Raw genomic sequence first — 25,436 nt, forward strand, 5'->3', positions numbered from 1 at the left:
GGGACGCCCCGGTCACGCGCCGGACAGCCCCCTCTCCCTTCAGGGCGAGGGGCACCGACCGGCCACACCGCACGTCGTCCAGGAACTCCAGCATGCCCCTTGCCCACCTCACCCGCCTGCTCCAGACCTGTGCCCTGGCCCTGGCCAGCCTCCTCGCCGCGCCGGCGCAGGCCGGCCCGGCCCAGGACTTCGCCGCCGCCGACAACGGCGCCCGCGCCCGCCTCCTCGAACACTGGGCGGCGACGCCCGACGCGGAACGCCTGGCCTTTCTCGAAGCGCTGCGCCACAACCGCGTGGCGCTGGACAGCCACCAGCAGCCCTTCCTCCTCGGCGCCAACCAGCGTTTCCAGGCCGCCGAGGGCGATGCCCCGCCGGACGGCGAGCCGAAGCCGCTGCGCCTGAACAACCGCCTGCGCGGCCTGCTCAACACCGCCCTGGCCAGCCACCAGTTGGTGGCCAACGACGTGCCGCAGCGTCTGGCCGCCGCGCAGCAGTTGCAAAAGACCGCCAGGGCCGCGCAGCGGCCGCTGCTCGAAGCGCGCCTGCGGATCGAGAGCGACGCCGGCGTGAAGGAGGCCCTCGGCCTGGCCCTGGCCAACCTGCAATTGAACGATCCCGACCCGGCCTTGCGCCTTTCCGCCGTGCGCCTGCTCGGCGAGTCCGGCGACCCGCTGGCGCGGACCCGTCTGGAAAACCTGCTCGACCCGGCCGTCGAGCCCGAGGAAGGCGTGCGCGTCGCCGCCGCCACCAGCCTGGCCCAGGTCAAGCGCCGGCTGCTGGTCGGCGACCTGCTCGGCCAGGCCTTCAGCGGCCTGTCGCTGGGCTCGATCCTGCTGCTCGCGGCGCTCGGCCTGGCGATCACCTACGGCCTGCTCGGGGTGATCAACATGGCCCATGGCGAAATGCTCATGCTCGGCGCCTACTCCACCTACGTCGTGCAACTGCTGCTCCAGCGCCTGGCGCCGGAATGGCTGGCGCTCTACCCGCTGCTGGCGCTGCCGGTGGCATTCTGCGTCAGCGCCGCCATCGGCATGGCCCTGGAACGCACGGTGATCCGCCATCTCTACGGCCGACCGCTGGAAACCCTGCTCGCCACCTGGGGCATCAGCCTGGTGCTGATCCAGCTGGTGCGAGTGCTGTTCGGCGCGCAGAACGTCGAGGTGGCCAACCCGGCCTGGCTGTCCGGCGGCATCCAGGTGCTGCCGAACCTGGTGCTGCCGTGGAACCGCATCGTCATCATCGGCTTCGCCCTGTTCGTCCTGCTCCTCACCTGGCTGCTGCTGAACCGCACGCGGCTCGGCCTGAACGTCCGCGCGGTGACCCAGAACCGCAACATGGCGGCCTGCTGCGGGGTGCCCACCGGGCGCGTGGACATGCTCGCCTTCGGTCTCGGCTCGGGCATCGCCGGGCTCGGCGGGGTGGCCCTGTCGCAGGTCGGCAACGTCGGCCCGGACCTCGGCCAGGGCTACATCATCGACTCCTTCCTGGTGGTGGTGCTCGGCGGTGTCGGCCAACTCGCCGGCAGCGTCCTCGCCGCCTTCGGCCTGGGCGTGGCGAACAAGGTCCTCGAACCGCAGATCGGCGCGGTACTGGGCAAGATCCTGATCCTCGCGCTGATCATCCTGTTCATTCAGAAACGCCCGCAGGGGTTGTTCGCCCTGAAAGGGAGGGTCATCGATTGAACCAGCCACTCACCGTCAGCCTCGCCCGCAAGGCCGGCGTCCGCGTCACCGGCATCGCGCTCGGCGCGGCCTTCGCCGTGCTGCTGGCGATGCCGCTGCTGCACCTGCTGCCGGCGGACAGCGCGCTGCATGTCTCCGCCTACAGCCTGACCCTGACCGGCAAGATCCTCTGCTACGCCATCGTCGCGCTGGCCCTCGACCTGGTCTGGGGCTACGCCGGCCTGCTGTCCCTCGGCCACGGGCTGTTCTTCGCCCTCGGCGGCTACGCCATGGGCATGTACCTGATGCGCCAGGCCGCCGGCGACAGCCTTCCGGCATTCATGAGCTTCCTTTCCTGGAACGAACTGCCCTGGTACTGGGCCGGCACCCAGCACTTCCTCTGGGCGCTGTGCCTGGTGGTGCTGGTGCCCGGCGCGCTGGCCTTCGTCTTCGGCTACTTCGCCTTCCGTTCGCGGATCCGCGGCGTGTACTTCTCGATCATGACCCAGGCCCTGACCTTCGCCGGCATGCTGCTGTTCTTCCGCAACGAGACCGGTTTCGGCGGCAACAACGGCTTCACCGATTTCCGCAGCATCCTCGGCTTCCCGATCACCGCGCCGGGCACCCGCGCCGCGCTGTTCCTCGCCACCGTCGCGCTGCTCGCGGCCAGCCTGCTGCTCGGCTGGCGCCTGGCGCGAAGCAAGTTCGGCCGGGTCCTCACCGCGCTGCGCGACGCCGAGAACCGCCTGATGTTCTGCGGCTACGACCCGCGCGGCTACAAGCTCTTCGTCTGGACCCTGAGCGCGGTGCTCTGCGGCCTCGCCGGCGCGCTGTTCGTGCCGCAGGTGGGGATCGTCAACCCCAGCGAGATGTCGCCGACCAACTCCATCGAGGCCGCCGTCTGGGTCGCCCTCGGCGGGCGCGGCACCCTGCTCGGGCCGCTGCTCGGCGCCGGCGTGGTGAACGGCGCGAAGAGCTGGTTCACCGTGGCCTTCCCGGAATACTGGCTGTTCTTCCTCGGCGCGCTGTTCATCTTCGTCACCCTGTACCTGCCGCGCGGCCTGCTCGGCCTGCTGCGCAAGGAGAAGGAGCAATGAGAGCCACACCGCACCTGATGCTCGAACCGGCCTTCCACCCCGGTCTTGATACCGCCGGCAGCGGCCGCGACGCCATCGGCCTGGGCGCCGCCACCAGCGGCCGGCTGGACGCGCGCCACGGCACCATCCTCAGCCTGGAAGACATCAACGTCAGCTTCGACGGCTTCAAGGCCCTGCGCGACCTGACCCTGTACATCGGCGTCGGCGAGTTGCGCTGCATCATCGGCCCCAACGGCGCCGGCAAGACCACCCTGATGGACGTGATCACCGGCAAGACCCGTCCGCAGAGCGGCACCGCGTATTTCGGCGACACCCTCGACCTGACCCGCATGAGCGAGGTGCAGATCGCCCAGGCCGGGATCGGCCGCAAGTTCCAGAAGCCCACGGTGTTCGAGGCCCTGAGCGTGTTCGAGAACCTCGAACTGGCGCAGAAGGCCGACAAGTCGGTGTGGGCCAGCCTGCGCGCGCGGCTCGACGGCGCGCAGAAGGAACGCATCGAGGAGGTGCTCGCCACCATCCGCCTGCTGGAGTCGCGGCGGCGCCCGGCGGGGTTGCTGTCCCATGGCCAGAAGCAGTTCCTCGAGATCGGCATGCTGCTGGTGCAGGAACCGCAGTTGCTGCTGCTCGACGAACCGGTCGCGGGCATGACCGACGCCGAGACCGAATTCACCGCCGAGCTGTTCAAGTCCCTGGCGCGCAAGCACTCGCTGATGGTGGTGGAGCACGACATGGGTTTCGTCGGCAGCATCGCCGACCATGTCACCGTGCTGCACCAGGGCCACGTGCTGGCCGAAGGCTCGCTGGCGGAGGTACAGGCCGACGAACAGGTGATCGAGGTCTACCTCGGTCGCTGACGCCAGCCATCCGCTCGGCGGGTAGCGCCTGCCAAGTGGCGCCCGTCGCGTAGGGCGAATGACCGCTCGCGGTTATCCGCCGAGCCAGGTTGGGAATCGCAGTGAAGAACCATCACGGGACAAATGGAAGAGAACCATGCTGCAAGTCGACAAGCTCCACCAGTACTACGGCGGTAGCCATATCCTCCGCGGCCTGAGCTTCGAGGCGAAGGTCGGCGAGGTGACCTGCCTGCTCGGCCGCAACGGGGTGGGCAAGACCACCCTGTTGCGCTGCCTGATGGGCCTGGTCCCGGCCCGCGAGGGCCAGGTCGCCTGGGAAGGTCGTTCGCTCAGCGGTCTCAGGCCGCACCAGCGGGTCCGCGCCGGGATCGCCTACGTGCCGCAGGGACGGGAAATCTTCCCCCGGCTGACGGTGGAAGAGAACCTGCTGATGGGGCTGTCCTGCTTCAGCGCCAGGGACGCCCGGGCCGTGCCGGACTTCATCTACGAGCTGTTCCCGGTCCTGCGCGAAATGAAGCGACGGCGCGGTGGCGACCTCTCCGGCGGCCAGCAGCAGCAACTGGCGATCGGCCGCGCCCTGGCCAGCCAGCCGCGCCTGCTGATCCTCGACGAACCCACCGAAGGCATCCAGCCTTCGGTGATCAAGGAGATCGGCACGGTGGTCCGCAGCCTGGCGGCGCGCGGCGACATGGCGATCCTGCTGGTCGAGCAGTTCTACGACTTCGCCGCCGAACTGGCCGACCAATACCTGGTGATGGCGCGCGGCGAGATCGTCCAGCAGGGCCGCGGTCGCGACATGGAGAACGAGGGCGTGCGCGGGCTGGTGGCGATTTGAACGGGCTGGGACACACTGCCGCTGGCGCAACCGGGGCCTGCGCTGGCAATCTCTATGCCCTCGTCTTTCCGCAGGAGGTCGAAATGACCGTCACTCTGCGCCCGGCCGTCCAGGCCGACGCGGGCTTCGCCGCGCTCTGCGTCGCCGCCGCCTATGCCCCATGGATCGCGGTGATCGGCCGCAAGCCCTGGCCGATGACCCAGGACTACCACCAGGTGATCGCCAGCGACCGGGTCTTCATCGCCGAGCACGGCGGCCAGCCGGTCGGCCTGCTGGTGACCCGGGAAACCGCCGATGGCTTCCTCGTCGACAACCTCGCCGTGCTTCCCGAGTGCAAGGGCCGGGGCATCGGCCGGCAGTTGCTGGAGCACGCCGAGCGCGACGCGGCGAGCCTCGGCTACCGCTCGCTGTACCTCTACACCAACGAGCGGATGACGGAAAACATCGCGCTCTACGCCAGGGCCGGCTACCTCGAATACGAACGCCGCCAGGAAGAGGGATTCCGCCGCGTGTTCATGCGCAAGGCCCTGGCCTGACCCGACCGATGACCGCCGCCCTCCCCGACCTGAGCTTCCACCCCGCCTGGCACGCCCAACTGGAGCTGGCCTACGCCCGCGCCGGCGACGCCACCCGCCCGGTGACGCGGCGCCACGCCGGACCGCTGCGGGTGCAGAAGCACCTCTACGCCGAAGGCCCGGAAGTCTGCCAGCACATCCTCGTGCATCCGCCCGGCGGCATCGCCGGCGGCGACAGCCTGGCCTTCGACGTGCGCCTCGGCGAACGCGCCTGGGCCCAGCTCACCAGCCCCGGCGCGGCCAAGTGGTACCGCGCCGCCTGCCCGTCGCGGCAGACCCTGGAGATCCACCTGGAGCCCGGCGCCACCCTGGAATGGCTGCCGCAGGAAAGCATCGTCTTCGCCGGCGCCCAGGCCGAACTGGAAACCCGTATCCAGCTGCGCGGCGACGCCCGCCTGTTCTACTGGGACATGGTCGCGCTCGGCCGCCCGGCCAGCGGCGAGCGCTTCGCCAGCGGCCACTTCGTCGCGGCCCTGGACATCCGTCGCGACGACCGCCTGCTCTGGCACGAGCGCCAGCGCATCGACGGCGGCGACCGCCTGCTCGACTCGCCGATCGGCCTCGCCGGGCATCCGGTGCTGGCGACCCTGGTCGCCAGCGGCGAGATCGACACCGACCTGCTGCAACGCTGCCGCGCGCTCCCCTGCGCCGGCCGCGGCAACCTCAGCCAGTTGCCCGGCGGCCTGCTGGTGGCGCGCTGCCTGGCCGACGAGGCGCTGCACGCGCGAGCCTGGCTGATCGAACTCTGGCGCCTGCTGCGGCCGGCGCTGCTCGGCCGCGAGGCCGTTCCCCCACGCATCTGGAGTACCTGAGATGGACTTGTCCCCCCGCGAGAAAGACAAGCTGCTGATCTTCACCGCCGGCCTGCTCGCCGAGCGCCGGCTGGCGCGTGGTCTCAAGCTGAACTACCCGGAGGCGGTGGCGCTGATCTCCGCCGCCCTGCTGGAAGGCGCGCGCGACGGCCGCAGCGTCGCCGAGCTGATGCACTACGGCACCACCCTGCTGAGCCGCGAACAGGTGATGGAGGGCGTGCCGGAGATGATCCCGGACATCCAGGTGGAGGCCACCTTCCCCGACGGCACCAAGCTGGTGACCGTCCACCAGCCCATCGCCTGAGGCCGGCCATGAGCGCTTCGATCCGCGACGCCGGCGTCGCCGACCTGCCCGGCATCCTCGCCATCTACAACGACGCCGTGGGCAATACCACGGCGATCTGGAACGAAACCCCGGTGGACCTGGCCAACCGCCAGGCCTGGTTCGACGCCCGTGCCCGCCAGGGCTACCCGATCCTGGTGGCGAGCGACGCCGCCGGCGAAGTGCTCGGCTACGCCTCCTACGGCGACTGGCGGCCCTTCGAGGGCTTCCGCGGTACCGTCGAGCACTCCGTCTACGTGCGCGACGACCAGCGCGGCAAAGGCCTCGGCGTGCAACTGCTGCAGGCGCTGATCGAACGTGCGCGGGCCCAGGGCCTGCACGTCATGGTGGCCGCCATCGAAAGCGGCAATGCCGCCTCGATCGGCCTGCACCGGCGCCTCGGCTTCGAGATCAGCGGGCAGATGCCGCAGGTGGGCCAGAAGTTCGGCCGCTGGCTCGACCTGACCTTCATGCAACTGAACCTCGACCCGACGCGCAGCGCGCCCTGAGCCCCAAGGAGCCCCCATGATCCCCGGTGAATACGACATCCAGCCCGGCGATATCGAACTCAACGCCGGCCGCCGCACCCTCGCCCTGAGCGTGGCGAACACCGGCGACCGGCCGATCCAGGTCGGCTCGCACTACCACTTCTTCGAGGTCAACGACGCCCTCGCCTTCGACCGTCCGGCCACCCGTGGCATGCGCCTGAACATCGCCGCCGGCACCGCGGTGCGCTTCGAACCGGGGCAGAGCCGCGAGGTGGAGCTGGTGGAGCTGGCCGGCGAGCGGCGGGTCTACGGCTTCGCCGGGCGGGTGATGGGCGACCTCTAGGCCCCGTTCCCGACTGGCCAGGTCCGAGGAAAGACAGCGAACACCGACGATCGCCAAAGGAGCGTTCGATGAAAATCAGCAGACAAGCCTACGCCGACATGTTCGGCCCCACCGTCGGCGACCGCGTGCGCCTGGCCGACACCGACCTGTGGCTCGAGGTGGAACGGGACTTCACCGTCTATGGCGAGGAAGTGAAGTTCGGCGGCGGCAAGGTCATCCGCGACGGCATGGGCCAGAGCCAGCTGGGCGCGGCGCAGGTGGTCGACACGGTGATCACCAATGCGCTGATCCTCGACCACTGGGGCGTGGTCAAGGCCGACGTCGGTCTCAAGGACGGGCGCATCCAGGCCATCGGCAAGGCCGGCAACCCGGACATCCAGCCCGGGGTGAACATCGCCATCGGCGCCGGCACCGAGGTGATCGCCGGCGAGGGCATGATCCTCACCGCCGGCGGCATCGACACGCACATCCACTTCATCTGCCCGCAGCAGATCGAAGAGGCGCTGATGAGCGGGGTCACCACCATGATCGGCGGCGGCACCGGCCCCGCCGCCGGGACCAACGCCACCACCTGCACCTCCGGCCCCTGGCACATGGCGCGGATGCTCCAGGCCGCCGACGCCTTCCCGATGAACATCGGCTTCACCGGCAAGGGCAACGCCAGCCTGCCGCTGCCGCTGGAGGAGCAGGTGCTCGCCGGCGCCATCGGCCTTAAGCTGCACGAGGACTGGGGCAGCACCCCGGCGGCGATCGACAACTGCCTGGAAGTCGCCGAGCGCCACGACATCCAGGTGGCGATCCACACCGACACCCTCAACGAATCCGGCTTCGTCGAGACCACCCTCGGCGCCTTCAAGGGCCGCACCATCCACACCTACCACACCGAGGGCGCCGGCGGCGGCCACGCGCCGGACATCATCAAGGCCTGCGGCTTCGCCAACGTGCTGCCCAGCTCGACCAACCCGACACGGCCGTTCACCCGCAATACCATCGACGAGCACCTGGACATGCTGATGGTCTGCCACCACCTCGACCCGGCCATCGCCGAGGACGTGGCCTTCGCCGAGTCGCGCATCCGCCGCGAGACCATCGCCGCCGAGGACATCCTCCACGACCTCGGCGCGTTCAGCATGATCAGCTCCGACAGCCAGGCCATGGGCCGGGTCGGCGAAGTGATCACGCGCACCTGGCAGACCGCCGACAAGATGAAGCGCCAGCGCGGCCGCCTCGACGGCGACGGTGCGCGCAACGACAACTTCCGCGCCAGGCGCTACATCGCCAAGTACACCATCAACCCGGCGATCACCCACGGCATCAGCCATGAAGTGGGCTCCGTCGAAGCCGGCAAGTGGGCCGACCTGGTGCTCTGGCGCCCGGCCTTCTTCGGCGTCAAGCCGAGCCTGATCCTCAAGGGTGGGGCCATCGCCGCCAGCCTGATGGGCGACATCAACGGCTCGATCCCCACGCCGCAGCCGGTGCACTACCGGCCGATGTTCGCCAGCTACGCCGGCAGCCGCCACGCCACCAGCCTGACCTTCGTCAGCCAGGCTGCCTTCGCCGCCGGCGTACCGGAGCAACTCGGCCTGCGCAAGGCCATCGGCGTGGTCAGGGGCTGTCGCGGCGTGCAGAAGACCGACCTGATCCACAACGGCTACCTGCCGACCATCGAGGTCGACGCACAGAACTACCAGGTACGCGCCGACGGCCAGTTGCTCTGGTGCGAACCGGCCGACGTGCTGCCGATGGCGCAGCGTTATTTCCTGTTCTGAAGGGTAGAGAGGGAGGCGAGAGACACAGCCTTCAGCGCAACTGGCTGTCCTTGCTGCCGCGGCGGTTGTAGCCGCTGAACTTCGCCTGTTCCCTGTCGTGCTCGGCCTGGCAGTTGACGCACAGGCGCACGCCGGGGATCGCCCGGCGCCGCGCCTCGGGGATCGCCGCGTCGCACTCTTCGCAATGGGTCAGGCTCTCGCCGCGGGGCAACTGGCTGCGCGCGCGGGCGATGGCGTCCTCGATCGTGCTGTCGATCTGTTCCTGCACCGCACCGTCGTTCGCCCACCCGCTGGCCATGACTGACTCCTCTGGCTGAAACCCTGGAACTTCCAGATATGGGCGTTCGCCCGCGGCTTTGCAAGGGCGGCGCGACCATCGGCCTGGCGTGGCGTGGCACAATCGCCGGCCAAGCCTGAAGGTACGCCGCATGATGGGACCGTTCCGCCGCCTCGCCCGCCTGATCGACCAGGGCCGCCAGCTCGACGCCGCGCTCGCCAGCGATCCGTTCGCCCTGCCGGCGCCGGAGACGCGCCATAGCGTCCAGCAACTGCACGGCCTGTATCCGCGCCGTCATCCCGGTCTCTACGCACCGGTATTCGGCAGCCTGGCGCTGCTGCTCGGCGCCGCGCCGCTGGGCCTGGCCGCGCTGCGCCTGGCATTGCCGGAGACTCCTTTGCGGCCGCTGGGCTGGCTTTCCGCCCTGCCGCTGCTGGCGGCCTGGCTGTGGCTGGTCGCCCTGCTCTCCCGCGGCGCCAGCCTCGGCCCGCGCCTGGCGCGCGATGCCAGCTTGCTGCTGGTCGGCGCCGGGCTCCTGCTGCGCCTGGCCAGCGGCGAGACGTCGGGCCTGGTGGCGCTCGGCGGCGGCGCCTGTGCCTGGCTGCTGTTCAACAGCCGGGCGATGCAGCGCTACATGGAACTGGCCTACGCCCAACGCCTGTACCGCGCCCAGGCGGCCAACCGCCCCGGCTCGGCGCAGCGGCGCCTGGCCAACCAGGCCGCCTACCGCGAACGCAAGCGGCGCGAGCGCTCCGGACGAGCCTGAGGCAGACTGTCGCCTGCGACCTTCTGCGCATTGGCTGGCCGGCGTGCCGGCGCGTAGGGTAGCGCCTTCTCCATCCTCGGCCTCAAGGACGACCCGGACATGAAGATCGACTCAGCCTCCAGCTCTCCGAGCCTGGCCCAGCGGCAGATGATGACCCGCACTCCCGACCAGGCTTTCCAGCGCGACTTCCAGGCCGCCTACGCGCGCCTCGCGGTCGCCGCCGAAGGCAGCGCGGAGCAGGCCGGGGCGCTGGCCGACACCCTCGGCGCCACCCAGCAGGAATACAGCCGGCTGCGCGGCGTCAGCCTGGAAGACCAGTTGCGCTTCGCCCATGTGCTCAACCGCGCCTGTGAAAACGGCGCGCAACTGGACGCCCGTGGCTTCCTCGCCCGCCTGGGCACCGACGACCTGCAGGCGCTGCAGCGCAACCTGGGCCTGGCCGAGCCGATCCGGGTCGAGGCGCTGAGCGAGGAAGGCGCGCGCAACCTGCTGTTGCCCGAAGGCTACAGCGTCGACCTGGACGGCGACGGCATCACCGAGGTGGGCGCCGCGAAGATCCGCCACTTCCCGCCGCGCGATGCACCGCAGGCCTTCCTCGACCAGTGGCTGGCGCTCACCGCCGGCATGGACGGCGCCGCCTATTCGAACGCCCGCGACGGGTTGCAATGGGCCTTCGACATCCGCGCCATGGCCGGCCAGCCCCTGGCCACCGACCAGTTGGCCAGCTACCGCACGGCGGTGGGCGACTACCTGGGCATGCTCGCCGAGCACCGCCACGCCCTGGTTCCCGGCCAGTACGAGCGCGACCTGCCGCTGTACCAGGCGCTGCGCCAGCGCCTGGCCTGAGGTCGCCTACTCCTTGACTTCCATGTAGTCGCGGGCCCAGGCCTGGTACTCCTCGGGGAAGGTGTACTTCTTCGACAGCTCCGAGGCGGTCAGGTCCGAGGCGACCGCGCCGCGCTCCTCGCGCAGGCAGTCGTAGGTCGCCTTGATCGCGGCGAAATAGGCGGCGTGGCCGTTGACCACGATGCGCACGCCGAGCCGCGCCAGGCGGGCGTCGTCACGCAGTTGCGGATTGCCGTAGGTGACCAGCATCAGCGGGATGTGCAGGTGCTCGGCGATCGCCTCGAGGTGGGCGAAGTCGCGCACGCCGACCAGGCAGATGCCGTCGGCGCCGGCTTCCTGGTAGGCCAGGGTGCGCTGGATCACCGCGTCGACGTCGATCAGTTCGGCATTGGTCCGGGCGATGATGGTCAACGCCGGGTCGACCCTCGCCTCCAGGGCCGCACGGATCTTGCCGACGCCTTCCTCGACGCAGATCAGGTCGGTGGACTTGCGCCCGAACTGGGCCGGCAGCAGGGTGTCCTCGATGGTCAGCGCGGCGATCCCGGCGCGCTCCAGCTCGACCACCGTGCGCATTACGTTCAGCGCGTTGCCGTAGCCGTGGTCGGCGTCGGCGATCACCGGCAGGCGCGCCACCCGGCCGATGCGGGTGGCCTGCTCGACGAACTCGCTGAGGGTGATCAGGGCGAAGTCCGGCGCCGCCAGGACCTGCAGGGAAGCCACCGAACCGCCGAGGATGCCGCACTCGAAGCCGAGGTCGGCGGCGATGCGCGCCGACATGGGGTCGAACACGGAAGCGGTGTGGTAGCAACGGGAGGAGTCCAACAGCGCGCGAAACATCGCACGCAACTCATGGTGTGAGGCTCTATGCATGACGAAATCCAGGACAACACGGCAAGACGGAGTGGGAAAGCAGCGCCAACATAGCACCATGCGCAGGCCCCTTGGCAAATCCGTATACAAAGGTCGGGGCCGCCCGCACGGGCGTGCCAGGAGGTTTTCGCCGATCGCCGGCGGTGAAATCCGCGACGCTCTCGCATACACTGCGCGGCCGTTTTTTTCCCGGACCGTTTCGCGCCATGAACCCGAGCACCGCCGCCCGCGCCCTGGGCATCGATTTTGGCACCTCCAACTCCACCGTCGGCTGGTGGCGGCCGGGTGTCGAACCGCTGATCGAGCTGGAGGACGGCAAGATCACCCTGCCCTCGGTGGTGTTCTTCAACGTCGAGGAACGCCGCCCGGTCTACGGCCGCCAGGCGCTCGGCGAGTACCTGGAGGGCTACGAGGGACGGCTGATGCGCTCGCTGAAGAGCCTGCTGGGCTCCAAGCTGCTGAAGAGCGAGACCACCGTGCTCGGCAGCGCCCTGCCGTTCAAGGACCTGCTCGGCCTGTTCATCGGCCAGCTCAAGGCGCGCGGCGAAGCCGCCGCCGGGCAGGCCTTCGACGCGGTGGTGCTGGGGCGCCCGGTGTTCTTCGTCGACGACGACGCGGACGCCGACCGCGAGGCCCAGGACACCCTGGTGCAAGTGGCCAACAAGCTCGGCTTCAAGGAGGTTTCCTTCCAGTACGAGCCGATCGCCGCGGCCTTCGACTACGAGCGCGGCATCCAGCGCGAGGAACTGGTGCTGATCGTCGACATCGGCGGCGGCACCTCGGACTTTTCCCTGGTGCGCCTGGCGCCGGAGCGGCGCAACCTGGCCGAGCGCCAGGACGACATCCTGGCCACCGGCGGCGTGCACATCGGCGGTACCGACTTCGACAAGCAGCTCAGCCTGGAAGGCGTGATGCCGCTGTTCGGCTACGGCAGCCGGATGAAGAGCGACGCCTTCATGCCCACCAGCTACCACCTGAACCTGGCCACCTGGCACACCATCAACGCGGTGTACGCGCAGAAGTCGCAATTGGCGCTGAAGAACATGCGCTACGACATCGTCGACAGCACCGGCATCGACCGCCTCTTCAGGCTCATCGAAGAACGCGCCGGGCACTGGCTGGCGATGCAGGTGGAAGACAGCAAGATCCGCCTGACCGAAACCGAGCGCCTGCACCTCTCGCTGGAGCGCATCGAGGCCGGGCTCGGCGTGGAGCTGACCCGTGGGCTGTTCGAGAACGCCGTCGACGGACTGCTGGAGCGCGTGCGCAACAGCGTCGCGCAACTGCTGGCCTCGGCCGGGGTCGTCCCGGACCGGGTCGACACGGTGTTCTTCACCGGCGGTTCGAGCGGCATTCCGGCGCTGCGCCGGAGCGTCTCGGCGATGCTGCCCAACGCCCGTCATGTCGAGGGCAACCTGTTCGGCAGCATCGGCAGCGGCCTGGCCATCGAGGCGAAGAAGCGCTACGGCTGAGCCGCCCTGGCCGCGCCCCTGCCCTAGGGTCACACCGGGCCCGCCATGGCGGATAACCGCGAGCGGTTATTCACGCCAAGACCACGCAACATCAGTCCGTAGGGCGGATAACGCCACTGGCGTTATCCGCCGCCACACCGAGCCCGACGAGGGCGGGGCTCACTTCTTCAGGCAGGTGCTCATGAACGCCTTGCGTTCGTCACCCTTGAGCGCCTTGGCGGTGGCGTCGGCGTTGCAGGTCTTCATCTTCTCCTGCTGGGTCGCCGCCTTGGCGCCGCCGCCAGCCTTCAGGCAACTGCTCATGAACGCCTTGCGCTCGTCGCCCTTGAGCGACTTAGCGCTGGCGTCAGCGTTGCAGCTCTTCATCTTCTCCTGCTGCGCGGTGGCCTTGCCGCCGGCAGGCGCGCCGGCCTTCAGGCAGCCGCTCATGAACGCCTTGCGCTCATCGCCCTTGAGCGCCTTGCTGGTGGCTTCGGCGTTGCAGGCGGTCATCTTTTCCTGCTGCGCGGTGGCAGCGAAACCATGGGCCGAGACGGCCATGGCCAATACGAACATCGGGATACGCAGGATATTCATCGAACTCTCCTTGAAGGGCTGCACGTTCGCATGCAGGTGCGCTGAAGTCTAGCGACTGCGGCGGGCTTTGCAGGGGCTGGGAACGCGTCCTGTGCGCTTGCGACAAGCGTCATGTTTCGCAGCTAGACTGACGCCTCGCACGAGGAGGAGTTCCATGCAGCAGGTCATCGCGGTGAGTCTTTGCGCCACCCACGCGTTCAGCAAGCAGGGGCGTCCCGCCATCCGTCTGCTGAAGGGCCTCGGCGTCGAGGGCGACGCCCACAGCGGCGTCACCGTGAAGCATCGCTCGCGGGTGCGGCAGGACCCGACCCAACCCAACCTGCGCCAGGTCCACCTGATCCACGCGGAATTGCACGACGAGTTGCGCGCCGGCGGCTTCGCCATCGCCCCCGGAACGCTGGGCGAGAACATCACCACCCGCGGCATCGATCTGCTCGCCCTGCCCACCGGTACCCGCCTGCGCCTGGGGGAAAGCGCCGTAGTCGAGCTGACCGGCCTGCGCAACCCCTGCGCGCAACTGGACAACTACCAGCCCGGCCTGACCGCCGCCGTGCTCGGCCGCGACGAACAGGGCAACCTGCTGCGCAAGGCCGGGGTGATGGCGACCGTCCTGGAGGGCGGCGAGGTGCGCCCCGGCGACGCCATCCACGTCGAACTGCCGCCCCCGCCGCACCGGCCGCTGGACAGGGTCTGAGGCGATGCGCGGCAATTCCCGGCGAACTCTGCGCGAGGGACCGCGCTCCAATGTTGGCAAGCACCGCTCAACCACAAGGAGTCACAGCATGTACAAGCAGTCACTGGCGGCACTGTTCGTGATGGCAACCCTGGCCGGCTGCGCGTCGACCAAGGTCCAGAACCCGGTCAACTACATCACCTTCCGCGACGAACCGCTGGTCAAGAACGTCGAGAAGGGCATGAGCCAGCAGGAAGTCCTGCGCATCGGCGGCACGCCGTCGGGCACCCAGAAGCGCCTGATGAAGCCGGGCAGCTGCAACAGCTACATCCTCAACCGGGACGGCCAGCAGCAACCCTTCTACGTGAGCTTCGACGGCAGCGGCAAGGTCGACGGCTCTGGCTTCATGACCTGCTCCGAGCTGGACCGCCACGAACGCGACGCGCGCCCCTGACACGACGCCCCGCTTCCCCGGGAAGCGGGGCGCCTGCCTTCAGGCCCTCGACAGGGCCTCGATCAGTTCGGCCTTGCGCATCCGCGAGCGACCACGGATGTCGCGCTTGCGCGCCAGCTGCATCAGCTCGTCGCGGGTCATCTCGCTCACCGCGGTGCTGCCCTGGCGTTTGCCACGGCTCGCCGAACCGCGATTGGCCGGGTGTCCGGAGCGAGTCTGCGCCGCGCGGTGAGCCGAGTCCTTGCGTTCGGCGCGCTTGGCCGTCTCGCTCTTGGCGCGGCCGGAGCCACCCTTGCGCTCGCCACCGCCGGACTGCTTGTTGACCGTCGCCCAGGCGCGCGCCTCGGCCTCCGACTCGCTGACGCCCTTGGCCTTGTAGCTGTCCTCGATATGCTCGGCCTTGCGCTTCTGCTTGTCGCTGTACTTGCTCTTGTCGCCACGGGGCATGGGAAGTCTCCCTTTGCGATGGGTTCATCGCTTGGGACCGGGACGCGACGGCCGACGTTCAGTCAAAATGACCCGACGGCGCAAACCCCTTGACCTTGCCCCGGGGACAATCCTTAGTCTGCCGCTATCCCGCTGCAGGAACCGGCAATGCACACCATCGGCCAACTGGCGCGAATCTTCGAAGTCTCTACCAGGACCCTGCGCCACCACGATGCGCTCGGCCTGTTCGTCCCCGCGCGAATCGGTGCCGACAACGGCTATCGCTACTACCGGCCGGAACAGATCGGGCAGCTCTCGCGCACCCTCGCCGTGCGCCGGCTCGACGTACCGCTGGAAGCCATCGACCGGTCGAAACGCGGCGGCGCGCTGGACGATCCCGAGCGGCTGCGGCACTCCCTGCTGCGGCAGCAGGACAACCTGCGCGAGGAACTCAGCGCCCGCCAGCGTCTGCTGGCGGAACTCGACCGCACCCTGGCGACATTCGCCCATTGGAGGATCCGCAGCATGCACTCACGAATCGTCGAACGTCCCGCCTTCAGCGTGGTGGGCATGGAATACATCGGCAACGCCCAGGACGACAGCATCGGCCAGCTCTGGGAGCGTTTCATCCCGCGCGAGCACGAGATCGCCGGCAAGCACGATCCCGACGTCTCCTACGGCATCTGCGCGCAGCGGCCCAACGGCGAGTTCCACTATGTCGCCGGCTTCGAGGTGCAGGAAGGCTGGCCGGTGCCCGACGGCATGGTGCGCTTCGTGGTGCCGGCGCAGAAGTACGCGGTGTTCACCCACAAGGGCACGGCGCCGCAGATCGCCGAGAGCTTCCAGGCGATCTACAGCCACCTGCTCGCCGAGCGTGGCCTGGAACCCAAGGCGGGGGTCGACTTCGAACACTACGACCAGCGTTTCCGCGGACCGCTGGATCCGAATTCGCAAGTCGACCTGTATATCCCCATCTACTGACTCAACGCTTGCCGGCCGGCGCCTTGGCCGGCTGGCGCATGCGCTGCAGCAACGCGGTGCACTGGTTGTCGTCGCTCTTGCTCGGCGCCACCAACGCCAGCAGGCTGGCCGCCGGCCCCACCGCCACGCCGAGCGCGATCATTCCCGCGCCGCGTGCCACCAGCGGCCCGGCGTGGACCCCGGCGTCGGGCCTGGCGAAGGTGCCGCGCACGTAAAGCGGCGAGCGCAGCGAGAAGATCCGTAGGCCCTTGCTGTGCGGAGTGACATCGAGGTCGAGCTGCTCGTTGGCGAAATTCACCGTGCCATCGACGTTGACCAGCGCGTTCTCGGTATCGAAGACGAACAGCCGGCTGTTCATCAGGCCCTTCTGCAGGCCGAAGTCGGCGGCAGCGCAGTTGATCTTCACCTCGTCGTCGCCGAACAGCCTGGTCACCAGGTAGTTGCCGACGTTGAGGCCGGCGATTTCGGTGAGGCCCTTGCTGATCGCGCCGTCGTTGATCAGCATCTTCAATTCGCCATCGGCGCCGCCGAGGATCTTCGCCACCGAGTTGCCGCTGCCGCTGAGACTGGCGTCGCCGTTCAGCTCGCCGAAGCTGGTCTGCATCGGCGCGAAGCCGGGGAACAGCTGTTTCAGCTTGAAGCCGCGCGCGCTCATCCTCACCCGGCTTTGCATCGGCTGCTTGCCGCCATCCAGGCGGATGTCCGACTCCAGCCTGCCGCCGGCCACGCCGAAGCGCAGCGGCTCCAGGCGCAGCAGGCCGTCGTTGAGCACCAGGTGGGTGTAGAGGTCGCTGATCGGCAGCTTGTCGCTGTGGACGATGCGCTTGCCGGTGAATTCCACGTCGGCGTCCATGTCGCGCCAGCGCTCGGTGCGGAACTCTTCCACCGGCAGCACCCTGTCGCCCGGCTGGCGGGCGGTCTGCCCGCGCTTCTGCTTCTCGGCATTGCTGTCGGCGCCGATCAGCGGGCCGAGGTCGGCGAAGCGCAGTTGCTCGGAGGTCAGCTTGCCGGACAGCTTCGGCCTCGGCTGGCGAGCGACGAAGGTCAGGCTGCCGTGCAGGTCGCTGGCGCCGACCTTGCCGTTGAAGTTCTCGTAGCGGAACAGCGCGCCGCCCTCCTCCTTGAGCCGCGCCAGCAGATGGCCGTCGGTGGAGTAGGCCGGGGTGTCCGGCAGGGTGATGCCGGTCAGCGGATACAGGTTGGCCATGCTGGTGCCGGACAGTTTCAGGCGCAGGTCGAGGGCGCCGAGGTTGAGCGGATCGGTCAGGGTACCGACCACCGCGGCACGGGTGCTGCCGGCACTGACCTCGGCCTGTAGCGGGAAGGGCTTGCTCGCGTCCTGCAACGCCAGCATCCCGCCGACCTTGCCCGCGCCGGACAGCGCCTGGCCCTTGTAGGTGCCCTTGACCTTCCAGCCGAACACGTAGTCCTGGGCGTTCGCCGCATCGCCACGGGCCAGCGCCTTGCCGGCCAGCTGACCGAACGGCACCGGCTTGCCGAGCGGGTCGACCAGCACTTCCAGGCGGGTCTTCAATCGCTGGTCGTCGAGGCTGACGCTACCCTTGTCAAAGCCGATCTCACGGATGTCCAGTTGCCAGGCGGACGGCTCGTCGCTGTCGCTGGCGGGCAGGTCGAAATCCCAGTTGGCGCGGCCGTCGGCCAGACGCAGGAGGTCGGCGCGTGGCTGGGTCAGCTTGATCTGCGGAATGCGGATGGTCTGCCAGAGCAATGGCAGCGGCGCCAGGCGGAATTCGATGCGCTCCAGGCTGGCGAACTCGCTCGCCCTGGTCTTGCCCGCCGTCCAGTCCGGGTTGCCGAGGGTGATGTCCTCGGCGCTGAAGCGCGGCCAGGGAACCCAGGCGCGCCAGCCTTCCTCGCCCTCCTCGCGACGCCAGGCCACGGCCAGATTGCCGTTGATGGCGAACGGGCGGTTCAGCGCCGCCGAGACCTTTTCGTTGAGGGTGGGCTTGATCAGGTTCCAGTCGAAGGTGGCGATGAACACCACCAACGCCGCCAGCAGCAGGAGCAGGCTGGCGAGGGTCCAGGTCAGGATCTTTCGGCCGCGCGTCATGCACAACTCCTTTTCGCCGCGTCGGTTGTCGGGCAGGCGCGGCAGCGCGCCTCGCTCAGCCCGTCAGTGTGCAGGCTGGCCCATGGACTCGCCAGCGCGAATGCGCCGGCCCGTTCCGTTAGGACCGGCGAAACGCCGGCATTGCTCCCCGACGCGCACATTTCAGGCAAAAGGCCAGTTCGGCGCAGGGACGATAAAACTTTTTCGACCGCGCGGGACTCACACCCTAGGTAAGCAGAAAAAGCCGACCGCAGAGCCGGCCCTCTTTTCACCGGATCAGCCTCAAGGAGAAAACCGATGACCATCGTTCAACTGACGGACGTCCAGACCCTTCGCGACCGTGCCCGCAAGAACATCCAGGAAGGCGCGGTGACCGAAGGCTATTCGGCCGATCGCCAGACCGTCCTGCGCCTGCTCAACGAAGCGCTCGCCACCGAGCTGGTCTGCTTCCTGCGCTACAAGCGCCATTACTTCATGGCCACCGGCCTGAAGGCCAGCATCGCCGCCGCCGAGTTTCTCGAGCACGCCAACCAGGAAATGCAGCACGCCGACCAGTTGGCCGAGCGCATCATGCAGCTGGGCGGCGAGCCGGACTTCAATCCGCGCGGCCTGGAGGAGCGTTCCCACGCCGAATACGTGGAAGGCAAGACCCTGAAGGACATGGTCACCGAGAACCTGATCGCCGAGCGCATCGCCATCGACAGCTATCGCGAGATCATCACCTACCTCGGCAACGACGATCCCACTACCCGGCGCATCTTCGAAGAAATCCTGGCCCAGGAAGAAGAGCACGCGGACGACATGGCCGACATCCTCGACGACCTTGCCTGACAGCCCGTTCCAGGGCCCACCCGAGAGCCGACGCGCACCGCGTCGGCTTTCTTTTGCGGCAAATAGATTCAATTAATAGATGAAATAGAGAAAAGCTTCAGCTGCATCGAGGCTCGCCTGAAAAATCGCAATATAGCCACGAAACCCTTATATAGAGCGGTTGGAACAACAATCATCGGGATCGATAGGCATTATCATCGAGCTTCGTTTTCCAATCGATTTATCCGAACTGAAAATGACTCCAACGAAACGCACACCACCCACTTGGAGTCACCCCCATGAAAGGTTCCCTGATCCTCGGCCTCACCCTCGCCGCCCTGACCACCAATGCCGCCTTCGCCGCCGACGGCGCCAGCCGCACCGTCGACCGCCTGCACCAGGACATGACCAGCGTCGAGCTGCGCATCGCTGGCAACGGCAGCGAGCGGACCATCGACCGCCTGCACAAGGACATGAGCCAGGCCGAAGCCCGCCTGGCCGACAACGGCAGCGAACAGACCATCGATCGCCTGCACAAGGACATGAGCCAGGCCGAAGCGCGCCTGGCCGACAACGGCAGCGAACGGACCGTCGACCGCCTGCATCGCAGCATGAGCCGTTTCGACCTGCGCACCGCCTGATCGCCCGCGACGCCGCAAGGCGCGAGAAAAGCCCGGCTCGATGCCGGGCTTTCTTATGGCCCGCTCCCCACTCACACCCCGCTGAACCAGTTGTAGCCCTGGTCCTCCCAGTAGCCGCCGGGATTGCTGTTGCTGACGAAGATTTCCACCACGTGCTTGGCGTTCTTGAAGCCGAGCTTGGTGGGAATCCGCAGGCGCAGCGGGTAGCCGTTCTCCTCCGGCAGCGCCTGCCCGGACATCTCCAGCGCCAGCAGGGTCTGCGGATGCAGCGCGCTGGGCATGTCGAGGCTGGAGTAGTAGCGGTCGGCGCACTTGAAGCCGACGTACTTCGCCGAGGTGTCGGCGCCGACCAGCTCCAGGAAGGTGCGCAGCGGCACTCCGCTCCACTGGCCGATCGCGCTCCAGCCCTCGATGCAGATCAGTTGCGTGACCTGGCTGGCCTGCGGCAGCCGGCGCAGTCGTTCCAGGCTCCAGGGGCGCTTGTCGCGGACCCGCCCGGAAACCTGCAGGCGGTATTCCGGCAGGTCGATCTCCGGCACGTTGTAGGCCGGGTAGAACGCGTTGAAGGGGAACGGCGAGACCACCTGCGACGGATCGAAGGTCGGCGCCAGCCGCGTACGGCTGAACAGCCAGGCCTGGACCCGGTCGTTCCAGCGCGACATGGCCCAGAGTACCTTGTCGACCGAATCGCCGTCCTGCAGCCGGCACCCCGAGAGCATCGCCAGGGCGCCCAGGGACAGGCCACCGCGCAACAGCAGGCGGCGTTGCAGGTCGACCATTTGCCGCTCGCTGGACGGGTCGATCGCGATCCTCGCGTGCTTCTTCTCCGGCCCCTTCATCCTTCGCTCCTCCGTCCGCGCCGCCACTCGCGGCCAATGATCATCGGCACCAGGGTGCGCGGCACCAGCAGCACCAGCAGCAGGTGCACGACGACGAACCCGACGACCCCGGCCATGGCCAGGAAATGCACCCAGCGCGCCCCCTGGAAGCCACCGAACAACACGGTCAGCCCATGCAGCTGCACCGGTTTCCAGATCGCCAGCCCGGACAGCACCAGCAGCGCACCGAGCGCCAGGGCTAGCCAGTACAGCAGGCGCTGTACCGCGTTGTAGCGGCCCGGCTCATGGAGCAGGCGCAAGCCGACGGCAAGGCGCAGGTCGCGCCAGACGCCAGCCGCGCTCAAAGGCAGGAAGTCGCGACGAAAATGCCCGCTGGACAGTCCGTAGGCGAGGTAGCACAGGCCGTTGCCGAGCAGCAGCCACATGGCGGCGAAATGCCAGGCGATGGAACCGCCGAGCCAGCCGCCGAGGGTGGCCCAGGCGGGAAAACGGAAATCCAGCAGCGGCGAAGCGTTGTAGATGCCCCAGCCGCTGCCGATCAGGCAGGCCATGGCATAGGCATTGAGCCAGTGGCAGAGCCTCACCGGCCAGGCGTGCAACGCACGGTTCATGGTCTTTCTCCCAGGAAACCCGGCCGGGACGGACGCGCCGTCCCGGCGAAACCTCACATCGGCGGGGTCACGCCGTCCTTGCCGACCGAGATGGCCAGGGCGGTGAGGCTGCCGTCGGCGCCCTTCTGCGGGAACAGCACGACCTTGGCCCCAGGCTCGAGCAGGCTGCGCTCGCCCGGTTCGAGACTGACGATCGGTACGTCGTCCGGCACCACCACGGTCTTCTCGCCATCGCCGTATTTCACGGTCATGCGCCGGCCCTGGCTGACCACCAGGTTGCCGACCGTACCGTTGGTCATGGTCGAGGCGCTGCCATCGGCGTTCTCCCAGGGCCGGTGGCCTTCGCCGCTGCCACGCAGGCTGGGGGCGAACACGTGCACCTCGAGGGCCTTGAGGGTGCCGTCGGGCTGCGGCACGGCGGCGGTACCTATGAAGCTGCCGGGTTGGATGTCCTCCGGTTTCGCCAGCGACACGGCGCGGATCGCGGTCTTGTCGGTGAGTTTCACCGTCAGTTGCTGGCCGTTGCGCGCCTTCACTTGCAGGTGCTCGGCGGCAGCCTGCTGGATGGTGCCGCGCAGCGGCTGCGCCATGCCCGCCGGCGGTTGCGCGGCGAAGCTGGCGGCGCTGGCCAGGAGCAGGCCGAAGAGCAGCGCGGGGGAAGCCTTGAGTCGAAGCATCGGTCGATCCTCGGTGGGGAATTGAGCCTCGATGGTCGCCCCGGCGGCGGTACCCGGAGATGACCTGCGCATGACAAAAATGTCACCGAATCCGCGCCGCGCGCTGGCTAGAATGGCGGCGAACGAAGGGGGACGAGACATGCGCATCCTGGTGGTCGAAGACGACGCGAAGACCGGCGAATACCTGAAGAAGGGCCTCGGCGAGTCGGGCTATGCGGTCGACTGGTCGCGGCACGGCGCCGACGGCCTCTACCTGGCGCTGGAGAACCGCTACGACCTGGTGGTCCTCGACGTGATGCTGCCCGGCCTGGACGGCTGGCAGATCATGGAGGTGCTGCGCAAGAAGCACGACGTGCCGGTGCTCTTCCTCACCGCCCGCGACCAGTTGCAGGACCGCATCCGTGGCCTCGAGCTGGGTGCCGACGACTACCTGGTGAAACCCTTCTCCTTCACCGAACTGCTGCTGCGCATCCGCACCCTGCTGCGCCGCGGCGTGGTACGCGAGGCCGAGCAGGTGCAGCTCGCCGACCTGCACCTGGACGTGCTGCGGCGCAAGGTCAGCCGCCAGGGCCAGCTGATCGCCCTGACCAACAAGGAGTTCGCCCTCCTGCACCTGCTGATGCGCCGCGAGGGCGAGGTGCTGTCGCGCACCCTGATCGCCTCGGAGGTCTGGGACATGAATTTCGACAGCGATACCAACGTCGTCGACGTGGCGATCAAGCGCCTGCGCGCCAAGGTCGACAATCCCTTCCCGAACAAGCTGATCCATACCGTGCGCGGCATCGGCTACGTCTGCGAGGAGCGCCCGTGCCCGCCCGCCGCTCCCTGACCCTCTACGCGGCGCTGCTGTTCGCCGCGGTGGCGGCGCTGGTGGTCAGCGCGGTCGGCTTCTACCTGTACCGCTCGGTGGAAGAGGCGATGCTGCGCCGCAGCGACGTGATGGTCGCCGGCCGGGTCGAGCACTTCCGCAACCTGCTGCGCGACAACCTCACCCTGGCCGAGCTGAAGGCGCGCCCGCGGCTGTTCGAGAACATGCTCGGCAACGAGCAGGACATCCTGCTCCTCGGCCAGCCCGGCGAGGCGCCGATCGTCGCGGTCAACCCGCGCCACGAACGCCTGCCATCGCTACGGCTGGTCGCCGCCGGCCAAGCGTTGAACCCGTCCGCCGTGCACGCCGCGCTGACCCACGACGGCATCCCGATGCGCGTGCTCGCCGCCGAGGTCCTGGTCGGCGGCCGCGAGCCGTTGCAGATCACCGCCGCGCACCTGCTGCTGGGCGAGACGCGGATGCTCGCCCAGTACCGCGAGCGGGTCATCGCCGCCGTGCTGCTGGCGTTCCTCGGCACCGCCCTGCTCGGCTGGCTGGTCCTGCGCCACGGCCTGCGCCCGCTGCGCACGCTGGCGGCGAAGGCGGCGGAGATCCATCCGACCAGCCTGGACACCCGCCTCGACGTCGCCGCCGCGCCCGCCGAGTTGCAGCAGGTGGCGCAGTCGTTCAACGCCATGCTCGAACGCCTCGACGACGGCTACCAGCGCCTGCAGCAGTTCTCCGCCGACCTCGCCCACGAGATCCGCACGCCCATCGGCTCGCTGCTGGGCCACGGCCAGGTGGCTCTGCGCCAGCCGCGCAGCAACGAGGAGTACCAGGCGCTGATCGCCTCCAACCAGGAAGAGCTGGAGCGCATCTCGCGGATGGTCGAGAGCATCCTCTTCCTCGCCCGCGCCGACGACGTGCGGGCGGCGGTGCAACGCAGCCGCCTGGACCTGGGTGAAGAGCTGCGCCGCCAGGCGGAGTATTTCGAAGGGCTGGCCGAGGAGCGTGGGCTGAGCCTCGACGTCCGGGTCAACGGCCATTTGCGCGCCGACCCGCAACTGTTCCGCCGGGCGCTGAGCAACCTGCTGGCCAACGCGATCCGCTACGCCAGCGCCGACAGCCTGATCGAAGTGCGCGGCCTGCGCCGGCCGGGGGAATTCCTGCTGAGCGTGGAGAACGCTTGCGACATGCTGCCGGCCGAACCGCTGTCGCGCCTGTTCGACCGTTTCTACCGTGGCGACGCCGCGCGCAGCGACGCCCAGTCCAGCGGACTCGGCCTGGCCATCGTCCAGGCGATCATGCGCCTGCACGGCGGCCGCGCCGAAGCGAGCGCACCGGCGCCGGGACGCATCCGCTTCGACCTGGCGTTCCCGGCTCAGGACTGAGCGGGCTTCTCGCCGGCGTCCGGCTCGCCGTCGGAGCGGCCGATGTTCGCCGGTGCCTCCACCACCAGTTCCTCCGGCACCTCCTCGACGCGCGGGTCGAGGGTCGCGGCCATCGGGCTGACCGTGTCCGGCATCGCCACGTGCTGCAACGGCGCCTCGTCGACCCGGTGGACCCCGGTGACGCGCTTGGGCTGCACCCAGAACACCAGCACCACCGCGTAGCCGGACACCAGCATGTAGAACAGCCCAGGGCCGAAGTGGCGCATCAGCGCGCCGGCCACCAGCGGGCCGATGCAGGCGCCGACCCCGTAGGTGGTCAGCAGCATCGCCGACAGCGCGACCCGGCGCGGCTGCTCGACGTGGTCGTTGGCCAGCGCCACCGCCAGCGGATAGAGGGTGAACAGCAGCATGCCGGTGACGAAGCCGTTGGCCAGCAGCAGCCCGTACGGCAGTTCCACCAGGCCCCACATGGGAATCGAGGCCAGGCACAGCAGTACCGCGTTGCCGCGGATCAGCCAGCTGCGGTCGAGGCGGTCGGAAAGCCAGCCCAGCGGCCATTGCGCGCAGAAGCCGGCGACGATGCACATGCCGACGAAGAAACTCGATTGCGAGGCGTCCAGGCCGTTGCGGTTGGCGTAGACCGGCGCCAGGCCGTAGAAGGCGCCGACCATCAGGCCGGCGATGAAGATCGTGCCCAGCGCCTGCGGCACGCGCTGCCAGAAGAAACGCACTTCCAGCGGCGCGGCGACCAGCTTGGCCGGGTGCACGCGACGGGTCATGGCCAGCGGGATCAGGCACGAGGCGAAGCAGATGGCGACCAGCAGAAGCGGCTTGTAGTCGAGGGTCGGGCTCAGCGCCAGCAGGCCCTGGCCGAGCACCAGGCCGAGGTCGACGGCGACCATGTAGCCGGCGAACACCTTGCCGCGCTGGTGACTCTCGGCCTGCTCGTTGAGCCAGCTTTCGATCACCATGTACTGGTTCATCATCACCGCGCCGGTGATGAAGCGCAGCAGCAGCCAGACCTCCAGCTGGTCGACCAGGGCATGCAACAGCACGGTCACGGTGGCGATCCCGGCGCAGGCCACGTAGGAGCGGATATGACCGAAGCTGGCGATCAGCTTGTGTCCGAATTTTCCACCGCAGACCAGGCCGAAGTAGTAGGACGCCATCAGCCCGCCGACCCACAGGTCGCCTGCGCCTTCCTGGGTCAGGCGCAGGCCGATGTAGGTGGTGAACAGGCCGGAGCCGGCCAGCATGAGCAGGGTGGCGGTGTAGAGCGCGGGAAAGGTGACGAGCGGGCTGAACATGACGGTTCCTGAACGGACGGGCCCCACGGCCGGCATCCGCCGAGCATTGATAGGTTCGGGAAGAATCGACGCTGCTGGCCGATCGCGGGCGCAGGCCGCCTTGCGTTCGGCGAGACTCCGACGCCGCGCGGCGGCGGCAAGCCACGTCGCGACGCACAGGGCGGCATTATCCCCGCTCCGGAGC

The 25,436-nt window shown here is 68.6% G+C and carries 29 protein-coding genes and 1 pseudogene; 20 read left to right on the plus strand and 10 right to left on the minus strand.

Going from position 1 to position 25,436, the window contains the following annotated elements:
* Window positions 1-92 precede the first annotated feature (92 nt).
* The 10 genes from urtB (at window position 93) to ureC (ending at window position 8,756) form a co-directional block, all read left to right on the plus strand.
* A complete protein-coding gene (gene urtB / locus PSPA7_RS26645; RefSeq protein WP_012077567.1) occupies window positions 93-1,682 on the plus strand; it encodes an urea ABC transporter permease subunit UrtB in 1,590 nt (529 codons plus the stop codon).
* Window positions 1,679-2,758 (plus strand): urea ABC transporter permease subunit UrtC, encoded by a 1,080-nt coding sequence (urtC, locus tag PSPA7_RS26650; protein WP_012077568.1) that lies wholly within the window; start codon window positions 1,679-1,681, stop codon window positions 2,756-2,758. The genes urtB and urtC overlap by 4 nt, the downstream gene beginning before the upstream one ends.
* Window positions 2,755-3,612, plus strand: coding sequence for an urea ABC transporter ATP-binding protein UrtD (gene urtD, locus PSPA7_RS26655; protein ID WP_012077569.1), 858 nt, complete (start codon window positions 2,755-2,757; stop codon window positions 3,610-3,612). Before urtC ends, urtD begins: the two co-directional genes overlap by 4 nt.
* A gap of 136 nt (window positions 3,613-3,748) precedes the next feature.
* Window positions 3,749-4,447, plus strand: coding sequence for an urea ABC transporter ATP-binding subunit UrtE (gene urtE, locus PSPA7_RS26660; protein WP_012077570.1), 699 nt, complete (start codon window positions 3,749-3,751; stop codon window positions 4,445-4,447).
* An 83-nt stretch (window positions 4,448-4,530) separates the two neighbouring features.
* Window positions 4,531-4,983, plus strand: coding sequence for a GNAT family N-acetyltransferase (locus PSPA7_RS26665; RefSeq protein ID WP_012077571.1), 453 nt, complete (start codon window positions 4,531-4,533; stop codon window positions 4,981-4,983).
* 8 nt (window positions 4,984-4,991) lie between these two features.
* On the plus strand, window positions 4,992-5,834 hold the full coding sequence (locus tag PSPA7_RS26670; protein ID WP_003116109.1) for an urease accessory protein UreD: 843 nt from the start codon (window positions 4,992-4,994) through the stop codon (window positions 5,832-5,834).
* A 1-nt stretch (window position 5,835) separates the two neighbouring features.
* A complete protein-coding gene (locus PSPA7_RS26675; RefSeq protein WP_003095443.1) occupies window positions 5,836-6,138 on the plus strand; it encodes an urease subunit gamma in 303 nt (100 codons plus the stop codon).
* A gap of 8 nt (window positions 6,139-6,146) precedes the next feature.
* Window positions 6,147-6,665, plus strand: coding sequence for an L-methionine sulfoximine N-acetyltransferase (locus tag PSPA7_RS26680; protein ID WP_003157482.1), 519 nt, complete (start codon window positions 6,147-6,149; stop codon window positions 6,663-6,665).
* Window positions 6,666-6,681: 16 nt separating this feature from the next.
* Window positions 6,682-6,987: an urease subunit beta gene (locus PSPA7_RS26685; protein ID WP_003157481.1), complete on the plus strand. Its 306-nt coding sequence runs from the start codon at window positions 6,682-6,684 to the stop codon at window positions 6,985-6,987.
* A gap of 68 nt (window positions 6,988-7,055) precedes the next feature.
* Window positions 7,056-8,756, plus strand: coding sequence for an urease subunit alpha (ureC, locus tag PSPA7_RS26690; RefSeq protein ID WP_012077572.1), 1,701 nt, complete (start codon window positions 7,056-7,058; stop codon window positions 8,754-8,756).
* Between the two features lie 31 nt (window positions 8,757-8,787).
* Here the strand turns inward: ureC and PSPA7_RS26695 are convergent, their stop codons facing one another.
* A complete protein-coding gene (locus tag PSPA7_RS26695) occupies window positions 8,788-9,054 on the minus strand; it encodes a DksA/TraR family C4-type zinc finger protein (protein WP_003095462.1) in 267 nt (88 codons plus the stop codon).
* A gap of 130 nt (window positions 9,055-9,184) precedes the next feature.
* On the opposite strand from PSPA7_RS26695, the gene PSPA7_RS26700 reads away from it, so the two are divergent.
* On the plus strand, window positions 9,185-9,799 hold the full coding sequence (locus PSPA7_RS26700) for a hypothetical protein (protein ID WP_012077573.1): 615 nt from the start codon (window positions 9,185-9,187) through the stop codon (window positions 9,797-9,799).
* 99 nt (window positions 9,800-9,898) lie between these two features.
* Window positions 9,899-10,645: a hypothetical protein gene (locus tag PSPA7_RS26705; protein ID WP_012077575.1), complete on the plus strand. Its 747-nt coding sequence runs from the start codon at window positions 9,899-9,901 to the stop codon at window positions 10,643-10,645.
* Between the two features lie 6 nt (window positions 10,646-10,651).
* Here the strand turns inward: PSPA7_RS26705 and PSPA7_RS26710 are convergent, their stop codons facing one another.
* Complete coding sequence (locus PSPA7_RS26710; RefSeq protein ID WP_024915259.1) at window positions 10,652-11,515, minus strand: oxaloacetate decarboxylase; 864 nt, start codon at window positions 11,513-11,515, stop codon at window positions 10,652-10,654.
* A 206-nt stretch (window positions 11,516-11,721) separates the two neighbouring features.
* Here PSPA7_RS26710 and PSPA7_RS26715 point away from each other — a divergent pair, with 206 nt between their 5' ends.
* Window positions 11,722-12,987: an Hsp70 family protein gene (locus PSPA7_RS26715; RefSeq protein ID WP_012077577.1), complete on the plus strand. Its 1,266-nt coding sequence runs from the start codon at window positions 11,722-11,724 to the stop codon at window positions 12,985-12,987.
* A 159-nt stretch (window positions 12,988-13,146) separates the two neighbouring features.
* Here PSPA7_RS26715 and PSPA7_RS33095 read toward each other — a convergent pair whose 3' ends face one another.
* Window positions 13,147-13,416: a PsiF family protein gene (locus PSPA7_RS33095; RefSeq protein ID WP_374119463.1), complete on the minus strand. Its 270-nt coding sequence runs from the start codon at window positions 13,414-13,416 to the stop codon at window positions 13,147-13,149.
* Window positions 13,411-13,563, minus strand: a pseudogene (locus tag PSPA7_RS33100) (PsiF family protein); the annotation flags it as partial. The pseudogene PSPA7_RS33100 and the gene PSPA7_RS33095, both read right to left, overlap by 6 nt.
* A 154-nt stretch (window positions 13,564-13,717) precedes the next feature.
* Between PSPA7_RS33100 and PSPA7_RS26725 the strand changes: the two are divergent.
* Window positions 13,718-14,257, plus strand: coding sequence for an MOSC domain-containing protein (locus PSPA7_RS26725; protein WP_012077578.1), 540 nt, complete (start codon window positions 13,718-13,720; stop codon window positions 14,255-14,257).
* A gap of 88 nt (window positions 14,258-14,345) precedes the next feature.
* Window positions 14,346-14,690, plus strand: a complete 345-nt coding sequence (gene osmE / locus PSPA7_RS26730) for an osmotically-inducible lipoprotein OsmE (RefSeq protein WP_003153500.1) — start codon at window positions 14,346-14,348, stop codon at window positions 14,688-14,690.
* A 39-nt stretch (window positions 14,691-14,729) separates the two neighbouring features.
* Here the strand turns inward: osmE and PSPA7_RS26735 are convergent, their stop codons facing one another.
* Window positions 14,730-15,137: a Rho termination factor N-terminal domain-containing protein gene (locus PSPA7_RS26735; protein ID WP_012077579.1), complete on the minus strand. Its 408-nt coding sequence runs from the start codon at window positions 15,135-15,137 to the stop codon at window positions 14,730-14,732.
* 147 nt (window positions 15,138-15,284) lie between these two features.
* Between PSPA7_RS26735 and PSPA7_RS26740 the strand changes: the two genes are divergently transcribed.
* Window positions 15,285-16,097: a MerR family transcriptional regulator gene (locus PSPA7_RS26740; RefSeq protein WP_012077580.1), complete on the plus strand. Its 813-nt coding sequence runs from the start codon at window positions 15,285-15,287 to the stop codon at window positions 16,095-16,097.
* A 1-nt stretch (window position 16,098) separates the two neighbouring features.
* On the opposite strand, the gene PSPA7_RS26745 is transcribed toward PSPA7_RS26740, so the two are convergent.
* Window positions 16,099-18,168 carry an AsmA family protein gene (locus PSPA7_RS26745; protein ID WP_012077581.1) on the minus strand — a complete coding sequence of 690 codons (2,070 nt, stop codon included), beginning with the start codon at window positions 18,166-18,168 and terminating at the stop codon, window positions 16,099-16,101.
* 297 nt (window positions 18,169-18,465) lie between these two features.
* On the opposite strand from PSPA7_RS26745, the gene PSPA7_RS26750 reads away from it, so the two are divergent.
* Window positions 18,466-18,999 carry a ferritin-like domain-containing protein gene (locus tag PSPA7_RS26750; RefSeq protein WP_012077582.1) on the plus strand — a complete coding sequence of 178 codons (534 nt, stop codon included), beginning with the start codon at window positions 18,466-18,468 and terminating at the stop codon, window positions 18,997-18,999.
* A 278-nt stretch (window positions 19,000-19,277) separates the two neighbouring features.
* Window positions 19,278-19,619 carry a hypothetical protein gene (locus PSPA7_RS26755; protein WP_012077583.1) on the plus strand — a complete coding sequence of 114 codons (342 nt, stop codon included), beginning with the start codon at window positions 19,278-19,280 and terminating at the stop codon, window positions 19,617-19,619.
* A 71-nt stretch (window positions 19,620-19,690) separates the two neighbouring features.
* Here PSPA7_RS26755 and PSPA7_RS26760 read toward each other — a convergent pair whose 3' ends face one another.
* The 3 genes from PSPA7_RS26760 to PSPA7_RS26770 are packed head-to-tail and all read right to left on the minus strand — an operon-like array spanning window position 19,691 to window position 21,746.
* On the minus strand, window positions 19,691-20,458 hold the full coding sequence (locus PSPA7_RS26760) for a molybdopterin-binding protein (RefSeq protein WP_012077584.1): 768 nt from the start codon (window positions 20,456-20,458) through the stop codon (window positions 19,691-19,693).
* Window positions 20,455-21,069: a cytochrome b/b6 domain-containing protein gene (locus tag PSPA7_RS26765; RefSeq protein WP_012077585.1), complete on the minus strand. Its 615-nt coding sequence runs from the start codon at window positions 21,067-21,069 to the stop codon at window positions 20,455-20,457. The genes PSPA7_RS26760 and PSPA7_RS26765 overlap by 4 nt, the downstream gene beginning before the upstream one ends.
* Window positions 21,070-21,122: 53 nt before the next feature.
* Window positions 21,123-21,746: a DUF5666 domain-containing protein gene (locus tag PSPA7_RS26770; protein ID WP_012077586.1), complete on the minus strand. Its 624-nt coding sequence runs from the start codon at window positions 21,744-21,746 to the stop codon at window positions 21,123-21,125.
* Between the two features lie 139 nt (window positions 21,747-21,885).
* Here PSPA7_RS26770 and PSPA7_RS26775 point away from each other — a divergent pair, with 139 nt between their 5' ends.
* Entirely contained in the window at window positions 21,886-22,575 is a 690-nt protein-coding gene (locus PSPA7_RS26775) for a heavy metal response regulator transcription factor (RefSeq protein WP_012077587.1), read from the plus strand.
* Complete coding sequence (locus PSPA7_RS26780; protein WP_012077588.1) at window positions 22,554-23,945, plus strand: heavy metal sensor histidine kinase; 1,392 nt, start codon at window positions 22,554-22,556, stop codon at window positions 23,943-23,945. The genes PSPA7_RS26775 and PSPA7_RS26780 overlap by 22 nt, the downstream gene beginning before the upstream one ends.
* On the opposite strand, the gene PSPA7_RS26785 is transcribed toward PSPA7_RS26780, so the two are convergent.
* Window positions 23,936-25,252, minus strand: coding sequence for an MFS transporter (locus PSPA7_RS26785; protein WP_012077589.1), 1,317 nt, complete (start codon window positions 25,250-25,252; stop codon window positions 23,936-23,938). The genes PSPA7_RS26780 and PSPA7_RS26785 overlap by 10 nt on opposite strands.
* Between the last annotated feature and the right edge of the window lie 184 nt (window positions 25,253-25,436).

Origin of the sequence: Pseudomonas paraeruginosa PA7 (assembly GCF_000017205.1) — a bacterium.
GTDB classification, from domain to species: Bacteria; Pseudomonadota; Gammaproteobacteria; order Pseudomonadales; family Pseudomonadaceae; genus Pseudomonas; species Pseudomonas paraeruginosa.

What these genes read in the sequence shown, in the direction of transcription:
- PSPA7_RS26760 (WP_012077584.1), bottom strand. Translation starts at nt 20,458, where the DNA reads ATGAAGGGGCCGGAGAAGAAGCACGCGAGGATCGCGATCGACCCGTCC.
- urtE (WP_012077570.1), top strand. Translation starts at nt 3,749, where the DNA reads ATGCTGCAAGTCGACAAGCTCCACCAGTACTACGGCGGTAGCCATATC.
- urtB (WP_012077567.1), top strand. Translation starts at nt 93, where the DNA reads ATGCCCCTTGCCCACCTCACCCGCCTGCTCCAGACCTGTGCCCTGGCC.
- PSPA7_RS26680 (WP_003157482.1), top strand. Translation starts at nt 6,147, where the DNA reads ATGAGCGCTTCGATCCGCGACGCCGGCGTCGCCGACCTGCCCGGCATC.
- PSPA7_RS26785 (WP_012077589.1), bottom strand. Translation starts at nt 25,252, where the DNA reads ATGTTCAGCCCGCTCGTCACCTTTCCCGCGCTCTACACCGCCACCCTG.
- PSPA7_RS26725 (WP_012077578.1), top strand. Translation starts at nt 13,718, where the DNA reads ATGCAGCAGGTCATCGCGGTGAGTCTTTGCGCCACCCACGCGTTCAGC.
- PSPA7_RS26765 (WP_012077585.1), bottom strand. Translation starts at nt 21,069, where the DNA reads ATGAACCGTGCGTTGCACGCCTGGCCGGTGAGGCTCTGCCACTGGCTC.
- urtD (WP_012077569.1), top strand. Translation starts at nt 2,755, where the DNA reads ATGAGAGCCACACCGCACCTGATGCTCGAACCGGCCTTCCACCCCGGT.
- PSPA7_RS26705 (WP_012077575.1), top strand. Translation starts at nt 9,899, where the DNA reads ATGAAGATCGACTCAGCCTCCAGCTCTCCGAGCCTGGCCCAGCGGCAG.
- PSPA7_RS26745 (WP_012077581.1), bottom strand. Translation starts at nt 18,168, where the DNA reads ATGACGCGCGGCCGAAAGATCCTGACCTGGACCCTCGCCAGCCTGCTC.
- PSPA7_RS26695 (WP_003095462.1), bottom strand. Translation starts at nt 9,054, where the DNA reads ATGGCCAGCGGGTGGGCGAACGACGGTGCGGTGCAGGAACAGATCGAC.
- PSPA7_RS26770 (WP_012077586.1), bottom strand. Translation starts at nt 21,746, where the DNA reads ATGCTTCGACTCAAGGCTTCCCCCGCGCTGCTCTTCGGCCTGCTCCTG.
- PSPA7_RS26670 (WP_003116109.1), top strand. Translation starts at nt 4,992, where the DNA reads ATGACCGCCGCCCTCCCCGACCTGAGCTTCCACCCCGCCTGGCACGCC.
- PSPA7_RS26775 (WP_012077587.1), top strand. Translation starts at nt 21,886, where the DNA reads ATGCGCATCCTGGTGGTCGAAGACGACGCGAAGACCGGCGAATACCTG.
- PSPA7_RS26665 (WP_012077571.1), top strand. Translation starts at nt 4,531, where the DNA reads ATGACCGTCACTCTGCGCCCGGCCGTCCAGGCCGACGCGGGCTTCGCC.
- PSPA7_RS26740 (WP_012077580.1), top strand. Translation starts at nt 15,285, where the DNA reads ATGCACACCATCGGCCAACTGGCGCGAATCTTCGAAGTCTCTACCAGG.
- PSPA7_RS33095 (WP_374119463.1), bottom strand. Translation starts at nt 13,416, where the DNA reads ATGAGCGGCTGCCTGAAGGCCGGCGCGCCTGCCGGCGGCAAGGCCACC.
- PSPA7_RS26735 (WP_012077579.1), bottom strand. Translation starts at nt 15,137, where the DNA reads ATGCCCCGTGGCGACAAGAGCAAGTACAGCGACAAGCAGAAGCGCAAG.
- PSPA7_RS26750 (WP_012077582.1), top strand. Translation starts at nt 18,466, where the DNA reads ATGACCATCGTTCAACTGACGGACGTCCAGACCCTTCGCGACCGTGCC.
- osmE (WP_003153500.1), top strand. Translation starts at nt 14,346, where the DNA reads ATGTACAAGCAGTCACTGGCGGCACTGTTCGTGATGGCAACCCTGGCC.
- PSPA7_RS26685 (WP_003157481.1), top strand. Translation starts at nt 6,682, where the DNA reads ATGATCCCCGGTGAATACGACATCCAGCCCGGCGATATCGAACTCAAC.
- PSPA7_RS26710 (WP_024915259.1), bottom strand. Translation starts at nt 11,515, where the DNA reads ATGCATAGAGCCTCACACCATGAGTTGCGTGCGATGTTTCGCGCGCTG.
- PSPA7_RS26715 (WP_012077577.1), top strand. Translation starts at nt 11,722, where the DNA reads ATGAACCCGAGCACCGCCGCCCGCGCCCTGGGCATCGATTTTGGCACC.
- PSPA7_RS26755 (WP_012077583.1), top strand. Translation starts at nt 19,278, where the DNA reads ATGAAAGGTTCCCTGATCCTCGGCCTCACCCTCGCCGCCCTGACCACC.
- PSPA7_RS26700 (WP_012077573.1), top strand. Translation starts at nt 9,185, where the DNA reads ATGATGGGACCGTTCCGCCGCCTCGCCCGCCTGATCGACCAGGGCCGC.
- PSPA7_RS26675 (WP_003095443.1), top strand. Translation starts at nt 5,836, where the DNA reads ATGGACTTGTCCCCCCGCGAGAAAGACAAGCTGCTGATCTTCACCGCC.
- ureC (WP_012077572.1), top strand. Translation starts at nt 7,056, where the DNA reads ATGAAAATCAGCAGACAAGCCTACGCCGACATGTTCGGCCCCACCGTC.